The organism is Citrobacter sp. CK202 (assembly GCF_030333225.1).
Classification (GTDB): domain Bacteria; phylum Pseudomonadota; class Gammaproteobacteria; order Enterobacterales; family Enterobacteriaceae; genus Citrobacter_B; species Citrobacter_B koseri.
Genome location: NZ_JAOWGI010000027.1, coordinates 34,945 through 50,944, shown reverse-complemented (window position 1 = coordinate 50,944; position 16,000 = coordinate 34,945). Strand labels below are relative to the sequence as shown.

Annotated in this window: 14 protein-coding genes; 4 read left to right on the top strand and 10 right to left on the bottom strand. The window is 55.8% G+C overall.

The window, feature by feature from the left end; all coding sequences use genetic code 11:
* Positions 1-54 precede the first annotated feature (54 nt).
* A complete protein-coding gene (gene glpK / locus OGX84_RS15705; protein ID WP_012133870.1) occupies positions 55-1,563 on the bottom strand; it encodes a glycerol kinase GlpK in 1,509 nt (502 codons plus the stop codon).
* 23 nt (positions 1,564-1,586) lie between these two features.
* Positions 1,587-2,432: an MIP/aquaporin family protein gene (locus OGX84_RS15700; protein WP_012133869.1), complete on the bottom strand. Its 846-nt coding sequence runs from the start codon at positions 2,430-2,432 to the stop codon at positions 1,587-1,589.
* A gap of 390 nt (positions 2,433-2,822) precedes the next feature.
* On the opposite strand from OGX84_RS15700, the gene zapB reads away from it, so the two are divergent.
* A complete protein-coding gene (gene zapB, locus OGX84_RS15695) occupies positions 2,823-3,068 on the top strand; it encodes a septal ring assembly protein ZapB (RefSeq protein ID WP_012133867.1) in 246 nt (81 codons plus the stop codon).
* A gap of 165 nt (positions 3,069-3,233) precedes the next feature.
* On the opposite strand, the gene rraA is transcribed toward zapB, so the two are convergent.
* The 7 genes from rraA to priA all read right to left on the bottom strand — a co-directional run bounded on the left by rraA (position 3,234) and on the right by priA (position 11,241).
* A complete protein-coding gene (rraA, locus tag OGX84_RS15690) occupies positions 3,234-3,719 on the bottom strand; it encodes a ribonuclease E activity regulator RraA (protein ID WP_012133864.1) in 486 nt (161 codons plus the stop codon).
* 92 nt (positions 3,720-3,811) lie between these two features.
* Positions 3,812-4,741 (bottom strand): 1,4-dihydroxy-2-naphthoate polyprenyltransferase, encoded by a 930-nt coding sequence (menA, locus tag OGX84_RS15685; protein WP_047459819.1) that lies wholly within the window; start codon positions 4,739-4,741, stop codon positions 3,812-3,814.
* A 66-nt stretch (positions 4,742-4,807) separates the two neighbouring features.
* Positions 4,808-6,139, bottom strand: coding sequence for an ATP-dependent protease ATPase subunit HslU (gene hslU, locus OGX84_RS15680; RefSeq protein WP_012133861.1), 1,332 nt, complete (start codon positions 6,137-6,139; stop codon positions 4,808-4,810).
* 9 nt (positions 6,140-6,148) lie between these two features.
* Entirely contained in the window at positions 6,149-6,679 is a 531-nt protein-coding gene (gene hslV, locus OGX84_RS15675) for an ATP-dependent protease subunit HslV (RefSeq protein ID WP_012133860.1), read from the bottom strand.
* Between the two features lie 91 nt (positions 6,680-6,770).
* A complete protein-coding gene (gene ftsN / locus OGX84_RS15670; protein WP_024130660.1) occupies positions 6,771-7,775 on the bottom strand; it encodes a cell division protein FtsN in 1,005 nt (334 codons plus the stop codon).
* 86 nt (positions 7,776-7,861) lie between these two features.
* Positions 7,862-8,887 carry a DNA-binding transcriptional regulator CytR gene (gene cytR, locus OGX84_RS15665; RefSeq protein WP_012133858.1) on the bottom strand — a complete coding sequence of 342 codons (1,026 nt, stop codon included), beginning with the start codon at positions 8,885-8,887 and terminating at the stop codon, positions 7,862-7,864.
* A gap of 155 nt (positions 8,888-9,042) precedes the next feature.
* Positions 9,043-11,241, bottom strand: a complete 2,199-nt coding sequence (gene priA / locus OGX84_RS15660) for a primosomal protein N' (protein ID WP_047459815.1) — start codon at positions 11,239-11,241, stop codon at positions 9,043-9,045.
* A 206-nt stretch (positions 11,242-11,447) separates the two neighbouring features.
* Between priA and rpmE the strand changes: the two genes are divergently transcribed.
* Positions 11,448-11,660, top strand: a complete 213-nt coding sequence (gene rpmE / locus OGX84_RS15655) for a 50S ribosomal protein L31 (RefSeq protein WP_024130659.1) — start codon at positions 11,448-11,450, stop codon at positions 11,658-11,660.
* A gap of 117 nt (positions 11,661-11,777) precedes the next feature.
* On the opposite strand, the gene metJ is transcribed toward rpmE, so the two are convergent.
* A complete protein-coding gene (gene metJ, locus OGX84_RS15650; protein ID WP_012133855.1) occupies positions 11,778-12,095 on the bottom strand; it encodes a met regulon transcriptional regulator MetJ in 318 nt (105 codons plus the stop codon).
* Between the two features lie 267 nt (positions 12,096-12,362).
* Here metJ and metB point away from each other — a divergent pair, with 267 nt between their 5' ends.
* Complete coding sequence (gene metB, locus OGX84_RS15645; RefSeq protein ID WP_047459810.1) at positions 12,363-13,523, top strand: cystathionine gamma-synthase; 1,161 nt, start codon at positions 12,363-12,365, stop codon at positions 13,521-13,523.
* A 2-nt stretch (positions 13,524-13,525) separates the two neighbouring features.
* Positions 13,526-15,958 (top strand): bifunctional aspartate kinase/homoserine dehydrogenase II, encoded by a 2,433-nt coding sequence (gene metL, locus OGX84_RS15640; RefSeq protein WP_047459806.1) that lies wholly within the window; start codon positions 13,526-13,528, stop codon positions 15,956-15,958.
* Positions 15,959-16,000: the final 42 nt, after the last annotated feature.

Sequence of the window (16,000 nt, the reverse complement as noted above, 5' to 3'; positions counted from 1 at the left end):
CAAGCATGTAGCATGTAGGCCGGATAAGCGAAGCCGCCATCCGGCAGATCAGTATTACTCTTCGTGGTCTTCCCACGCCAGGGCGCGTTTGACCGCTTTTTTCCAGCCGCTGTAACGGAAGTTACGCTCGGTGGTTTCGATGCCAGGACGGAATTCACGCTCGATGACCGCTTTTTCCTGCAACTCATCCAGGTTCTGCCAGTAACCCACCGCCAGACCTGCCAGATACGCCGCACCCAGTGCCGTCACTTCGCGCACTTCCGGGCGCTCAACGCGCGTACCAAGAATGTCTGACTGGAACTGCATCAGGAAGTTGTTGGCAACCGCGCCGCCGTCAACGCGCAGGGCGTGCAGGCGAATACCGGAGTCTGCCTGCATCGCTTCCAGCACGTCGCGCGTCTGGTAAGCGATCGATTCCAGCGTTGCACGGATGATGTGGTTGGAGTTTACGCCACGGGTCAGACCGAAGATGGCGCCGCGCGCATACGGGTCCCAGTACGGCGCGCCCAGACCGGTAAAGGCCGGAACAACGTATACGCCGTTGGTGTCTTTCACTTTGGTGGCGAAATATTCAGAGTCGAATGCGTCGCTGATTAGTTTCATCTCATCACGCAGCCACTGAATGGATGCGCCAGCCATAAACACCGCCCCTTCCAGCGCATAGTTCACTTCGCCGGTCGGGCCACAGGCGATGGTGGTCAAAAGTCCGTTTTCGGACTTAACCGCTTTCTCGCCGGTGTTCATCAGCATAAAGCAGCCGGTGCCGTAAGTGTTTTTCGCCATCCCCTCTTTGACGCACAGCTGGCCGAACAGCGCCGCCTGCTGGTCACCGGCGATCCCGGCGATTGGAATACGCGTGCCGCCTTTACCCCCGATGTTCGTCTGGCCGTACACTTCAGAAGAACGACGCACTTCCGGCAGCATGGCGCGCGGGATATCCAGCGCATCCAGCATTTTGTCATCCCAGTCCAGGGTATGGATGTTGAACAGCATGGTACGTGAAGCGTTGGTGTAATCCGTGACGTGTACGCGTCCCTGCGTCATTTTCCAGATAAGCCAGGTATCCACCGTACCGAACAGCAGTTCACCGCGACGTGCGCGCTCACGGGAGCCTTCTACGTGATCGAGAATCCACTTCACTTTGGTGCCGGAGAAGTACGGGTCAATCACCAGACCGGTGTTGTTGCGGATGTAATCTTCCATGCCGTCACGCTTCAGGCGTTCGCAGATTTCGGCGGTACGGCGGCACTGCCAGACAATCGCGTTATAAATCGGTTTGCCGGTTTCACGTTCCCAGACGATGGTGGTTTCACGCTGGTTAGTAATACCGATTGCTGCGATCTGATCGGAACTGATGTCTGCTTTCGCCAGCACTTCAACCAGCGTTGAGCTTTGGGTGGCCCAGATTTCCATTGGGTCGTGTTCTACCCAGCCTGCTTTCGGGTAGATTTGCTCAAATTCACGTTGCGACACGCTAACGATATTCGCATCGTGATCCATCACGACGGCGCGGGAGCTGGTGGTGCCCTGGTCGAGCGCAACGATATATTTTTTCTCAGTCATAATTTTTTTGTCCCGTAGTCACATTACAGCGAAGCTTTTTGTTGTGCGGTAGTGGTGGTGTCCTTCTCTTCAACCACGCAAGTATCACACGGCAAATGGCGGCCAATCAGTTTACGATAGGCGAATGCGCCCAGAATGGCGCCCGCAATCGGGCCGAACATCGGCACCAGGAAGTAAGGAATATCCTTACCGCCAGTCAAGGCAACGTTCCCCCAGCCAGCGAGCCAGGCGAACAGTTTCGGGCCGAAGTCACGCGCCGGGTTCATCGCAAACCCGGTCAGTGGCCCCATAGAGGCGCCAATTACTGCGATCAGTAAACCAATGAGCAGAGGAGCCAGTGGGCCGCGCGGCACGCCGTTACCATCATCGGTCAGCGCCAGAATAAGCCCCATCAGAATAGCGGTAATTACCATCTCAACCGCGAAGGCTTGCACAAAATTGATATGTGGATTTGGATATGTTGAGAAAGTGCCAGCCAGATCAACACTTTCGATACTGCCACGGACGATGTGGTGCGTTTGTTCAAAATCAGCGAAAAGATTGTAGTAAAGCCCGTAAACTAATGCCGCTGCGCAAAACGCGCCGGCAACTTGAGAAATGATAAAAGGAACAACTTTGCGTTTGTCGAAACAGGCAAACAGCCACAGTGCGATTGTTACGGCTGGATTTAAATGTGCGCCGGAGACACCTGCTGTCAGGTAGATAGCCATCGCCACCCCCAGACCCCAGATGATACTGATTTCCCACTGACCGAAAGTAGCACCTGCTACTTTAAGAGCAGCGACACAACCCACACCGAAGAAAATCAACAACCCAGTACCGAGAAATTCAGCAATGCACTGGCCTTTTAAGGTTGATGTTTGACTCATAATCGGATCCTGAAGAGAGTTTAATGTTTATTGTTTGCGAAGAGGTCACTGACGCCTTCGATGCCTGTAGGCATACTGTTAATTTATCGTTAACGAGCAAAAACGAGAAATATCGAAATCAAAATGTGTGTACTGCGTCAATAAAATGAGCGTTATCGCGCCATGAAGCGCGTTTTACGACAAACCAGGAGTGTGAGCTGAATCATTTCATTAACCAATATGTTAACACTTTAGAGTTATGTGAGTTATGTCACCAGGACAAGGATGAAAAGTGTTGCAAACCGCAATCTACGCGGTATGTCGCTGGACAGGGATGGCGCGGCTTCATACAATCGGCACTATATATTGTGCGCGTTTACGTGAAGCGTCGCCTTGCAATTCAGGAGAGGTATGGCCATGTCATTAGAAGTGTTTGAGAAACTGGAAGCAAAAGTACAGCAGGCGATTGATACCATTACGCTTTTGCAGATGGAAATCGAAGAGCTGAAAGAAAAGAACAACAGCCTGGCGCAGGATGTACAGTCTGCTCAGCATCAGCGTGAAGAGCTGGAGCGTGAGAACAACCATCTGAAAGAACAGCAGAGCGGGTGGCAGGATCGTTTGCAGGCGCTGCTGGGTCGTATGGAAGAAGTCTGAGCCGTAGCGGTGTTGGCTGCGCTCAGCGTTGTAGGCCGGATAAGGCGTAAGCCGCCATCCGGCACTGCAATATCGCCTGATGGCGCTACGCTTATCAGGCCTACAGTCGGCATCGTTTATGAGCGGCAACGCAATAAAAAAGGCACCTTACGGTGCCTTTTTTGATCACTCGATATCAAGTGGGTCTTCGGAGAGGATTATCCCTGTATTGTCGGCGTAGAGATGATCGCCGGAGAAGAAGGTCACGCCGCCAAAATTGACGCGGACGTCGCTTTCCCCGATTCCTTCACCTGCGGCGCCTACCGGAATCGCGGCAAGCGCCTGGATGCCGATATCCAGCTCTTCCAGGTCGTCTACCTGACGCACCGCGCCGTAGATGACCAGCCCTTCCCATTCATTTTGCGTAGCCAGACGCGCCAGTTCGGCGTCGACCAGCGCGCGACGGACAGAACCACCGCCATCGACCAGCAGAATGCGACCACGGCCATTCTGTTCGAGCAGATCGTAGAGCAACCCGTTGTCCTCGAAACATTTTACCGTGATGATTTGTCCGCCAAACGACGACCGTCCTCCAAAGTTAGAGAACAGTGGTTCCACGACGTTGACATCTTCCTGGTAGATGTCACAAAGCTCGGAAGTATCGTATTTCATAGGCTTAACGTTCAGTTGCTGCGAGAATTTTTAGTATATCGCGCTATGCGTACTGTTTGCAAAATCATCAATTGTTCATTGATATTTGTCAGTTAAACCGCCCACTGGCTTAAGAAAATCCCGACGACAAACAGCAGGTTAGTCAACAGCGCGGCTTTAACGGTACGTTCCAGCATCGGGCGCATCGCAGCGGGTTCCATTTCGCGCATCACATAACGCGCCTGTTTAATCAGTAACGGTGCGGCCAGGATGAACAGCCATCCCCACAGGCTTTGCAGTGAAATCAGGTTAAACAGCGCCAGGCAGACCAGTGAACCCATCAACAGGCAGGCGTGATAACGACGTGCGTTAACCGCGCCTAAACGTACCACCAGCGTGTTTTTACCGTTTTCTTTATCGCTGTTGATATCGCGCAGATTGTTGATGTTGAGCACGGCGGTCGCCAGCAGTCCGCAGGCGGTAGCAGGTAAGATAAGCGCAGGAATGAGCGTATGCGCCTGTAGATACCAGCTGCCCATTACGCTGAGCCAGCCAAAGAACACCAGCACGGAAATGTCGCCCAGACCAATATAGCCGTAAGGACGGTTCCCGACGGTGTAGGTAATCGCGGCGATAATCGACAGGCCGCCCAGCACCAGGAATCCGACAAAATCCGCCAGCGTATGACATGCGACAGCCACCAGCGCCAGACCGGAGAGGCAAATCAGCGCCACGGTAATGATCAGCGCCCGCTTCATCTCCTGCCGGGTGATCACCCCTTTTTGCATCCCGCGCAGCGGCCCGATGCGGTCAGGCTTATCACTGCCTTTGACGGCGTCGCCATAATCGTTGGCAAGGTTCGATAAGATTTGCAGCAGCCCGGCGGTGATCAACGCCAGCAGCGCAACCAGGGGATCGAAGTACCCTTGCCACCATGCCAGCGCTGTACCGACGATGATTGCCGCAAACGCGAGCGGCAGCGTTTTCGGTCGTAAACTTTCCAGCCAGGCCTGGGAGCGGCTAATTTGTTGTTGTTCAGTCATATTTAGCGCCAATAAAAATGGGGCTTTTCAGCCCCATCAACAGTGATGAAAATGCATTGAACGCGATTATAGGATAAAACGACTCAGATCTTCATCTGCGACCAGCGCATCCAGATGTTTGCTCACATATTCCGCATCAATTGTTATGCTCTGACCATTCAGATCGCTGGCGTCATAGGAGATATCTTCCATCAGACGTTCCAGAACGGTATGCAGACGACGCGCACCGATGTTTTCGGTGGTTTCGTTTACCTGCCATGCCGCTTCGGCAATGCGTTTGATGCCGGATTCGGTAAACTCGATGTCCACGCCTTCAGTCGCCATCAGCGCTTTGTACTGAACGGTAACGGACGCGTTCGGCTCGGTGAGAATGCGTTCGAAATCTTCAGTTGTCAGCGCTTTCAGCTCAACGCGAATCGGCAGACGCCCCTGCAACTCAGGGATCAGATCAGACGGTTTCGCCACCTGGAACGCGCCGGAGGCGATAAACAGGATGTGGTCGGTTTTCACCATACCGTGCTTGGTAGAGACGGTGCAGCCTTCTACCAGCGGCAGCAGATCGCGCTGTACGCCTTCGCGGGAAACGTCCGGGCCAGAGGATTCGCCGCGTTTACAGATTTTGTCGATTTCGTCGATAAACACGATTCCGTGCTGTTCAACGGCGTCGATGGCTTCCTGTTTCAGCTCTTCCGGGTTCACCAGTTTGGCCGCTTCTTCTTCAATCAGCAGCTTCATCGCGTCTTTGATTTTCAGCTTACGCGGTTTTTGTTTCTGGCCGCCTAGGTTCTGGAACATGGACTGCAACTGGCTGGTCATCTCTTCCATTCCCGGAGGCGCCATAATTTCAACGCCCATCGGTGCGGCTGCGAGATTGATCTCAATTTCTTTATCGTCGAGCTGGCCTTCACGCAGTTTTTTGCGGAATGCCTGGCGCGCAGCGGACGGCTCTTGCTGTTGCTCAGCCTGACCCCAGTTATTTTTCGCCGGAGGGATCAGCGCGTCGAGAATACGCTCTTCCGCCATTTCTTCTGCGCGGTAGCGGTTTTTCTCAATAGACTGAACGCGCACCATTTTGATCGCGGAGTCGGTCAGGTCGCGGATAATGGAATCCACTTCTTTACCCACATAACCGACTTCGGTGAATTTTGTCGCTTCAACTTTGATGAACGGCGCGTTGGCCAGTTTTGCCAGGCGACGCGCGATTTCGGTTTTACCTACACCGGTCGGGCCGATCATCAGAATATTTTTTGGCGTCACTTCATGGCGCAGCTCTTCGTTGAGCTGCATGCGGCGCCAGCGGTTACGCAGTGCAATCGCCACGGAACGCTTGGCGTTGTCCTGGCCAATGATGTGCTTGTTCAGTTCGCTGACGATTTCGCGTGGGGTCATTTCAGACATGGGAGATCCTTACGCTTTAGACGGTAATTCTTCAATGGTGTGGAAGTGGTTGGTGTAAATGCAGATATCGCCTGCAATATCCAACGCCTTTTCAGCAATTTCGCGGGCGCCCAGTTCGGTATTTTCTAGCAGTGCGCGTGCCGCAGCCTGGGCGTAGGGACCACCGGAGCCGATAGCAATCAGATCATTTTCCGGCTGTATGACATCGCCATTACCCGTGATGATCAGTGAAGCGGTTTCATCTGCGACGGCCAGCAGCGCTTCGAGCTTGCGTAGCATACGGTCAGTACGCCAGTCTTTCGCCAGTTCAACGGCGGCTTTGACCAGGTGGCCCTGATGCATTTCCAGTTTACGCTCAAACAGTTCGAACAGCGTGAATGCGTCTGCCGTTCCCCCTGCAAAGCCCGCAATGACTTTATCGTTGTACAGACGGCGAACTTTCTTCACGTTGCCTTTCATTACGGTATTGCCCAGTGTGGCCTGACCATCACCGGCGATTACCACATGGCCGTTACGGCGTACGCTTACTATTGTTGTCACGAGCAGACCCCTTGGTTACAAATGCAGAATACAGGCCCCGCACGCGGTACGGGGCATAATGCAAATATAAATGGGGGGGATTTTGGGGGTTTCAACCCCCGGAGGCGAGTCGAATGCAGTTTGTGTGACCCGCCATCTTCAGGCGGTTAAGGGTGCTGTCTGCATTCTCTTTGCCTTTGACTGGGCCGATGACCACACGATTCCACCCGTTGTTGGTGGTGATTTTGGAGTCAAAGCCTTCAAAAGCCAACTGGGCGCGCACGGTTTCCGCTTGCTCGGCGCCTTTGAAGGAGCCGCATTGCACCATCCAGCGACGTTCATCTTTCTTCTCTGCCGTCTGTTTTGGCGCTTCAGGTTCACGCGCGATCGGCGCGGCCTGCTGCGTTTTAGGCTGAGAAGTCGTGGTGTGCGCAGGCGTCTGCAACAGGTCCTGATAAGGCTGCTGGGATGTCGTCTGTTTCGGCTGCTGCGTCTGGCGTGGCTGCTGTGCAGGTGCAGTCTGCGCCGTACGCGGTTGCTGCTGTGGCTGTTGGTACGGTTGCTCCGTCACGCGTGGCTGCGTACGCGGCTGTTGAACCGGCTGGGTGTTAGCCCACTGCTGCTGTTGTACCTGCTGCTGTGCCTGACGCTGGCGCTGCAATGTCTGCTGACGCTGTTCAGGCGTCTGTTCGTTCCACGGCACTTCGTTAAGTTGGGTCGGCTGCTGGCGCATATCCGCCTGCATTTGCGCCAGTAGCTGACGCTGCTCGCTGGTGAGCTGCTCCGGGTTCATCACTTCGCCGCCCGCAGAAGGCTCGGTTGGCGCACGCACGCCCGGCTGGCGGCTTTCCAGTTCTTTAATGTAGCGCCAGCGCTCTTCCGGCTTCGGCGGCAGCCCGTTGCCGGTCACTTTCTGGCTTTGCAGCGTTTCGGACTCTTCTTTTTTGTGATGAGTAATGAAGTACAGACCCCCGATAAAGGCCACAAGGACAGCCGCCGCAATAGCGACCATTGCGGGTGAAACCGCAGGCGTGTTGCGTTGCTTTTTCCGTGAGGTGCTCTTTTTGCGCCGCGAAGGTGCCGGTTGACCGCGACGTACATAATCTCGTTGTGCCACTATCGTTTCGCTGTATTTATTCGTTCGTCAGCCCGCCATGTTACTTAAGCGGCGGGCTTTTGACCAGATACGTGAGTCTTAAAGGTTTAAGTTAAGGCTCGCGTCGAACCACGAATAATTAACTCGCAGTCCAGCAAGCGCGAGCCGCTGCTGACATTTTGCCCCTGTAACTGGTCGAGCAAGAGCAGCATTGCTTCGCGCCCGATATCGAAGCGCGGCTGTGAAACCGTCGTCAGAGGCGGGTCGCAAAATTCCGCCAGCGCAATGTTATCAAAGCCAATGATGGACAGATCGTCAGGGACTTTCAGACCATGACGCTTGGCCCAGGAGAGCGCGCCGAGCGCCATAACGTCGCTGTGACAGAACACGGCGGTCGGAGGCTGCGGAAGCGCAAGCAGCTGTTGCAGCGCGTGGCCGCCCGCCTCGTAGGTGAAATCGCCCCGGGCGATATAATGCGGGTCGACGGTAATGCCGCAGCGACGCAGCGCCTGCACATAGCCTTGCAGACGGTAGTGGCACAGCGGCATCTCCTCCGGCCCGGCAATGCATCCGATACGCTGGTGCCCCTGTTCATGCAGATAATTTACGGCGTTAAAGGCCGCAGTCAGGTTATCAATATGAACGGTAGGCAGCTCCAGCTCCGGCGCGAATTCGTTGGCCATCACCATCGGCGGCAGATTTCGTTGCTCTTCAATGCTGGCGTCGAACGGCAGGCGTGAACCGAGCAATAACATGCCATCAATTTGTTTGGTGATGATCAAATTGATAAAGGTCTTCTCTTGCTGATTCTGGTGCGCGCAGTCACCAATCAACACCAGATATCCGTGGCTTGCGGCGGTAACCTCAATGCCCCGGATGATTTCACTGAAAAAGGGATCACAAATATCCGGGACGATCACCAGGATGGTGCGTGATTCATTCCGTTTGCTATTTCGCCCCATTGATTGCGGTAAATATCCCACCTCCATCGCCGCCTGTTCAACCCGGTTACGGGTCGACTGGGAGACTTTATCCGGGTTCATTAACGCACGGGACACGGTTGCTGTTGAGACTTTCGCCTTCATAGCAACATCTTTCATTGTAGCGGCAGCAACCTGTTTCTTCGGTTTCACACTCTCTCCTCGCCTGGGAAATCAGGCGCAGAACTATCCTTGTTTAACTCACATCGAAAACATTTTTATCAGATAGTTAATGGAAGCGGTTACAGAATTTTCATAAAAAGTGTGATGGATATTTAATTTTACGATCCGCCTCGCATCGTGACCCGTTATCCCTCAATGGGATCGACATCCAGCACCCATTTAACCTTGCGGGATTCGGGTAGCGTATTGATGAGCGCCAGCGTGCCGCTGACGATGTGTTGCAGACGAATTCGCGACGGATGCTGCAACAAAATTTGCCAACGGTAGCGGCCGCCGCGTTTTGGCGCGAGCGCAGGCACCGGGCCTAATACCCAGAGCTTGTCATCCGCAAGCGGGCTGGCCTGAATCAGATTACGCAGCTGTTGCAGGAACACCGGCGCCTGCTGGTTGTTATGATCTTCCGCCCGCACAATCACATGGCTGGTCCACGGCGGAAGTTGCAGCGTTTGCCGCTCGGCCAGCGCCTGTTCAGCAAAAGCGTCATAGCCTTTGTGCAGCAAGGTTTGCAGCAAAGGGTGCTCTGGATGGTGGGTTTGCAATACCACCTCGCCCTGTTTTCCGGCGCGTCCGGCGCGGCCGGAAACCTGAGTGTAAAGCTGGGCAAAACGTTCCGCCGAACGGAAATCCGCTGAGAACAGCGCGCCGTCAACGTCCAGCAGCGCTACCAGGGTGACGTCCGGGAAATGGTGCCCTTTCGCCAGCATTTGCGTGCCGATCAAAATGCGCGCGCCGCCGCGATGGACTTCCGCCAGATGCTGCTCCAGCGCGCCTTTACGGCTGGTGGTGTCGCGGTCGATGCGCGAGACCGGCACGCCGGGAAAGAAGGGCGCCAACGCCTGCTCAAGCTGTTCTGTCCCTAACCCGACCGGCACCATATGCGTGGAGCCGCAGGAAGGGCACTGACGCGGTATCGGGCGCTGGCTGTCGCAATGGTGACAGCGCAGGTGGTGTTGCGCCTGGTGCAACGTGTAATAGTGATCGCAGCGCGGACATTCGGCAATCCAGCCGCAGTCGTGGCATAACAGCGCAGGAGCAAATCCCCGACGGTTAAGGAAGAGAATGACCTGGTTATCTGCCTGCAGGTGCTGATGCATACGGGCGATAAGCGCGGGAGCCAGCCCGGCCTGGATCTTCTGGCCTTTTAAATCCAGCACATGCTGGAGGGCAGGGCGTGCGTTGCCTGCCCGGCGCGTCAGGCGCAGCATGCGGTACTTTTTTTGTCGCACGTTGCATAACGTCTCCAGCGCCGGTGTTGCCGAGCCGAGAATAATCGGGATTTGTTCGCTGTGAGCGCGGTACACCGCCAGGTCGCGGGCGTGGTAACGCCAGCCTTCCTGCTGTTTATAGGAGCTGTCATGCTCTTCGTCGATCACAATGACGCCGAGGTTTTTAAACGGCGTAAACAACGATGAGCGGGTGCCGATGACAATCGCCGCCTCGCCGTTTTTGGCTTTCAGCCAGGCTGAGAGACGTTCGCTGTCATTTAACCCGGAGTGCAGAACTTCGACGGGGGCGTTGAAGCGCTCGCGAAAGCGGGCGATGGTTTGCGGCGTCAGGCCAATTTCCGGCACCATCACCAGCGCCTGTTTGCCCTGAGCGAGGACGTTTTCCAGTACGCTGAGATAGACCTCTGTTTTACCGGAACCCGTAACGCCCGCCAGCAGCCAGGCAGAAAAGCTGTCCGACGCGCTGTGGATGGCGCCAACGGCGGTGGCCTGTTCGGTATTGAGACGCAGCCGATCGCCACAGACGGCGTAATGAGTGCGCCAGTCGCTAAAGCCGGGCGTTTCGCTCGCCAGCTCGCACAGTCCTTTTTTACGCAGCGCCTGGAGCGCCGCGTCATTAAATTCAAGATCCGCCACCTGGTCGCGCCAGATCTTCCCCTGCCGCAGCGCGGCCAGCGCCTGTTGCTGTTTAGGCGAGCGCTTCAGGCTATTGAGATCGATAGCGTGGCCGTCTTCGGTGGCGAACCAGTACCACATCGGCGCGTTGCTGGCGGGTTTCCCCTGGCGCAGCAAAATCGGCAGAGCGTGAAACAGAACGTCACCCATTGGATGGTGGTAGTAATCCGCCGCCCAAAGCAGCAAACGCCAGACGGAGGGGGAAAAGACCGGCTCGCTGTCCAGTACCTCAACGACCGCTTTCAGTTCGTTAAGCGGCAGTTCGCTTTGCTCGCTGACCGACACCACAATCCCGACGCGTTCCTGCTGTTTGCCAAACGGCACGCGCACCCGACACCCGGCTTTGACGGTCATGCCTTCTGGCAAGAGATAGTCAAAGGTGCGGGGTAGCGGAACGGGCAAGGCAACGTGCGCGACGGGCATGTAATCATCCTGGCTGACTTGAATTCTGGCGGGTTAGTATACACATTGTGATGAGGGAGCGCGGATCAGTTTGCATACGCTGGTCAAATTCTGTATGATTCGCCGCCTTTGATACACATTTGTATCATCGACCTATACTATCAACATCGCGTGGTGTCTGGCGTTAGGGCTGGAAGAGCGACGCGGCCTTAAACCGAGGTTTCCCCATGAAAAAAGATATTCACCCGAAATACGAAGAAATTACTGCAAACTGCTCTTGCGGTAATGTCATCAAAATCCGCTCTACTGCAGGTCACGACCTGAACCTGGACGTGTGCGGTAAATGCCACCCGTTCTACACTGGCAAACAGCGTGATGTTGCTACCGGTGGCCGTGTTGACCGCTTCAACAAGCGTTTCAGCATCCCGGGCAGCAAATAAGTTATTGCTGTCAAAGAAAAAAGCGCCGAAAGGCGCTTTTTTTGTCTTTGCCTGATGGCGTTGACGCTTATCAGTACCTGCGGTACTGAATCCTTCCGCTGCTATCCGGCAAAAAAATCAATACTCCCACGTATCCGGGTCGATCCCCAGTTCACGCATGATGATTTTGGCCTCTTCCGGTATTTCATCACTGCGCTCTTTACGCAAGTCTTCATCGTTCGGCAATGGTTGCCCGGTAAAGGCATGCAGAAACGCTTCACACAGCAGTTCGCTGTTGGTGGCGTGACGCAGGTTGTTCACCTGACGACGCGTGCGTTCATCGGTGAGGATTTTTAACACCTTCAGAGGAATGGAAACCGTAATCTTTTTGACTTGCTCACTCTTCTTACCGTGCTCAGCGTATGGGCTGATATATTCGCCGCTCCATTCAGCCATGAGATACCTTTAATCTTCTCGTCATTAGTTAAGGGCCAGAATCGTCGTGCCTGGCCGTAATCCCGCATAGTTTACCGTACAGGCGATATCGTGACACGGGTTAAGCGTCTGTAGATGTGCGCTAATGCATATAATTTTAACGGCTATTTCCAGTTTGCTCAATCTATACGCAAAGAAGTTTAGATGTCCAGATGTATTGACGTCTATTGTAACAATGTTTACTCTGGTGCCTGACTTTTCACCGATTCAGCCCAGGAACTTCTCAACATGACGCGTAAACAGGCCACCATCGCAGTGCGTAGCGGGTTAAATGACGACGAGCAGTACGGTTGCGTTGTCCCGCCGATTCACCTTTCCAGCACCTATAACTTCACTGGTTTTAATGAACCTCGCGCCCATGACTATTCGCGACGTGGAAATCCGACGCGTGATGTAGTTCAGCGCGCGCTGGCGGAGCTGGAGGGCGGTACGGGCGCGGTGCTGACCAATACCGGGATGTCGGCCATTCTGCTGGTGACGACCGTGTTCCTGAAACCGGGCGATCTGCTGGTGGCGCCGCACGACTGCTACGGCGGCAGCTATCGCCTGTTTGACAGCCTGGCGAAGCGGGGCTGTTATCGCGTGCTGTTTGTCGATCAAGGCGATGAGCAGGCGCTGAAAGCGGCGCTGGCGGAAAAACCGAAGCTGGTGCTGGTGGAAAGCCCCAGTAATCCGTTGTTACGCGTGGTGGATATTGCGAAAATCTGCCAGCTGTCGCGAGAAGCGGGCGCGGTGAGCGTTGTGGACAACACGTTTTTAAGCCCTGCGCTGCAAAATCCGCTGGCGTTGGGCGCCGATCTGGTGTTGCATTCATGCACGAAATATTTAAACGGCCATTCGGATGTGGTGGCTGGCGTGGTGATTGCGAAAGATCCAGAGATTGTCACCGAACTGGCATGGTGGGCCAATAATATTGGCGTCACCGGCGGCGCGTTTGATAGCTATCTGCTGCTACGTGGGCTGCGTACTCTGGCGCCGCGAATGGACGTGGCCCAGCGTAATGCCCAGGCCATTGTGGACTATCTGCAAACCCAGCCGCTGGTGAAAAAACTGTATCATCCGTCGCTGCCGGATAATCAAGGGCACGAGATTGCCGCGCGCCAGCAAAAAGGCTTTGGCGCAATGTTGAGTTTTGAACTGGATGGCGATGAGCAGACGCTGCGTCGTTTCCTGGGCGGGCTGTCGTTGTTTACGCTGGCGGAATCCTTAGGGGGTGTTGAAAGCCTGATCTCCCACGCCGCAACGATGACACATGCAGGCATGGCGCCAGAAGCGCGTGCTGCCGCCGGAATTTCAGAGACGCTGCTGCGTATCTCCACCGGTATTGAAGATGGCGAAGATTTAATTGCCGACCTGGAAAATGGCTTCCGGGCTGCAAACAAGGGGTAAACATGAGTGTGATTGCGCAGGCAGGGGCGAAGGGTCGTCAACTGCATAAATTTGGTGGCAGTAGTCTGGCAGACGTGAAATGTTATCTGCGTGTCGCAGGCATTATGGCGGAGTACTCGCAGCCTGACGATATGATGGTTGTTTCCGCCGCCGGTAGTACCACCAACCAGTTGATTAGCTGGCTGAAGTTAAGCCAGACCGACCGCCTCTCCGCGCATCAGGTGCAACAGACGTTACGCCGCTATCAGAGCGATCTGATCAGCGGGCTGCTTCCCGCCGACGTTGCGGATGGTCTGATCAGCGCTTTCATTAGCGATCTGGAGCGTCTTGCCGCGCTGCTCGACAGCGGCGTGACCGATGCCGTTTATGCCGAAGTCGTCGGGCATGGTGAAATCTGGTCTGCGCGTCTGATGTCCGCAGTGCTGAATGAGCAAGGACTGGCGTCGGCATGGCTGGACGCGCGTGAGTTTTTACGCGCTGAACGCGCCGCGCAGCCGCAGGTAGATGAAGGTCTCTCTTACCCGTTACTGCAACAGCTGCTGGTGCAGCATCCGGGCAAGCGCCTGGTCGTTACCGGTTTTATCAGTCGCAGCAATGCGGGCGAGACGGTGCTGCTGGGCCGTAACGGTTCTGACTATTCCGCCACGCAAATTGGCGCGCTGGCGGGGGTTTCCCGTGTCACCATCTGGAGCGATGTGGCCGGGGTTTACAGCGCCGACCCGCGTAAAGTGAAAGATGCCTGCCTGCTGCCGCTGCTGCGTCTGGATGAAGCCAGCGAGCTGGCGCGTCTGGCCGCGCCGGTTCTGCACGCCCGTACCCTACAGCCGGTTTCCGGCAGCGATATCGATTTGCAGTTGCGCTGTAGCTACACGCCGGATCAGGGGTCCACGCGCATTGAACGCGTGCTGGCGTCCGGCACCGGGGCGCGTATCGTCACCAGTCATGATGACGTTTGCCTGATTGAATTTCAGGTGCCCGCCAGCCAGGACTTTAAACTGGCCTGGAGAGACGTCGACCAGATTCTGAAACGGGCGCAGGTGCGTCCGCTGGCGGTTGGCGTGCATAACGATCGCCATCTGCTGCAATTCTGCTACACCTCTGAAGTCGCTGATAGCGCATTAAAAATTCTTGATGAAGCGGGCCTGCCGGGCGAATTGCGCCTGCGTCAGGGGCTGGCGCTGGTCGCGATGGTTGGCGCTGGCGTCACCCGTAACCCGCTGCACTGCCACCGCTTCTGGCAACAGCTGAAAGGCCAGCCGGTTGAATTTACCTGGCAGTCGGAAGAGGGGATCAGCCTGGTGGCCGTACTGCGCACCGGCCCGACCGAAAGCCTGATTCAGGGGCTGCACCAGTCTATTTTCCGCGCGGAAAAACGCATCGGCCTGGTGCTGTTCGGCAAAGGCAACATCGGTTCCCGCTGGCTGGAACTGTTTGCCCGCGAGCAGAGCACGCTCTCCGCGCGTACCGGGTTTGAATTTGTCCTGGCGGGCGTGGTGGATAGCCGTCGCAGCCTGCTGAACTACGAAGGGCTGGATGCCAGCCGTGCGCTGGCGTTCTTCAATGACGAAGCGATTGAGCAGGATGAAGAGTCGCTGTTCCTGTGGATGCGCGCTCACCCGTATGACGATCTGGTGGTGCTGGATGTCACCGCCAGCGAGCAACTGGCCGATCAGTATCTTGATTTCGCCAGCCACGGCTTCCACGTCATCAGCGCCAATAAACTGGCGGGGGCGAGCACCAGCGATAAATATCGCCAGATCCACGACGCGTTCGAAAAAACCGGGCGTCACTGGCTGTATAACGCGACCGTCGGCGCGGGCCTGCCGATCAACTATACGGTGCGCGATCTGATTGACAGCGGCGATGCCATTCTGTCGATCAGCGGGATCTTCTCCGGCACGCTGTCGTGGCTGTTCCTGCAATTTGACGGTTCCATACCGTTTACCGATCTGGTGGATCAGGCCTGGCAGCAGGGGCTGACCGAGCCGGACCCGCGTGTTGACCTTTCTGGTAAAGATGTGATGCGCAAGCTGGTGATTCTGGCGCGTGAAGCGGGTTACGACATCGAACCGGACCAGGTGCGCGTTGAATCGCTGGTGCCCACACACTGCGAAGAGGGATCTGTCGATCACTTCTTTGAAAATGGCGATGAGCTGAATGAGCAGATGGTACAGCGTCTGGAAGCCGCTCGTGAAATGGGGCTGGTGCTGCGCTACGTGGCGCGTTTCGACGCCAACGGTAAAGCGCGCGTTGGCGTTGAAGCGGTGCGCCCGGAACATCCGCTGGCGGCGCTGCTGCCGTGCGATAACGTCTTTGCCATCGAAAGCCGCTGGTATCGCGACAATCCGCTGGTGATCCGTGGGCCGGGGGCCGGTCGTGACGTCACTGCCGGGGCGATTCAGTCGGATATCAACCGCCTGGCGCAGCTGCTGTAGTATTTGTTGCCGGATGGCGCTGCGCTTATCTGGTCTACGGAA

Coding starts and splice junctions, on each gene's coding strand:
- glpK (WP_012133870.1), bottom strand. CDS start 1,563: ATGACTGAGAAAAAATATATCGTTGCGCTCGACCAGGGCACCACCAGC.
- OGX84_RS15700 (WP_012133869.1), bottom strand. CDS start 2,432: ATGAGTCAAACATCAACCTTAAAAGGCCAGTGCATTGCTGAATTTCTC.
- zapB (WP_012133867.1), top strand. CDS start 2,823: ATGGCCATGTCATTAGAAGTGTTTGAGAAACTGGAAGCAAAAGTACAG.
- rraA (WP_012133864.1), bottom strand. CDS start 3,719: ATGAAATACGATACTTCCGAGCTTTGTGACATCTACCAGGAAGATGTC.
- menA (WP_047459819.1), bottom strand. CDS start 4,741: ATGACTGAACAACAACAAATTAGCCGCTCCCAGGCCTGGCTGGAAAGT.
- hslU (WP_012133861.1), bottom strand. CDS start 6,139: ATGTCTGAAATGACCCCACGCGAAATCGTCAGCGAACTGAACAAGCAC.
- priA (WP_047459815.1), bottom strand. CDS start 11,241: ATGCCCGTCGCGCACGTTGCCTTGCCCGTTCCGCTACCCCGCACCTTT.
- rpmE (WP_024130659.1), top strand. CDS start 11,448: ATGAAAAAAGATATTCACCCGAAATACGAAGAAATTACTGCAAACTGC.
- metJ (WP_012133855.1), bottom strand. CDS start 12,095: ATGGCTGAATGGAGCGGCGAATATATCAGCCCATACGCTGAGCACGGT.
- metB (WP_047459810.1), top strand. CDS start 12,363: ATGACGCGTAAACAGGCCACCATCGCAGTGCGTAGCGGGTTAAATGAC.
- metL (WP_047459806.1), top strand. CDS start 13,526: ATGAGTGTGATTGCGCAGGCAGGGGCGAAGGGTCGTCAACTGCATAAA.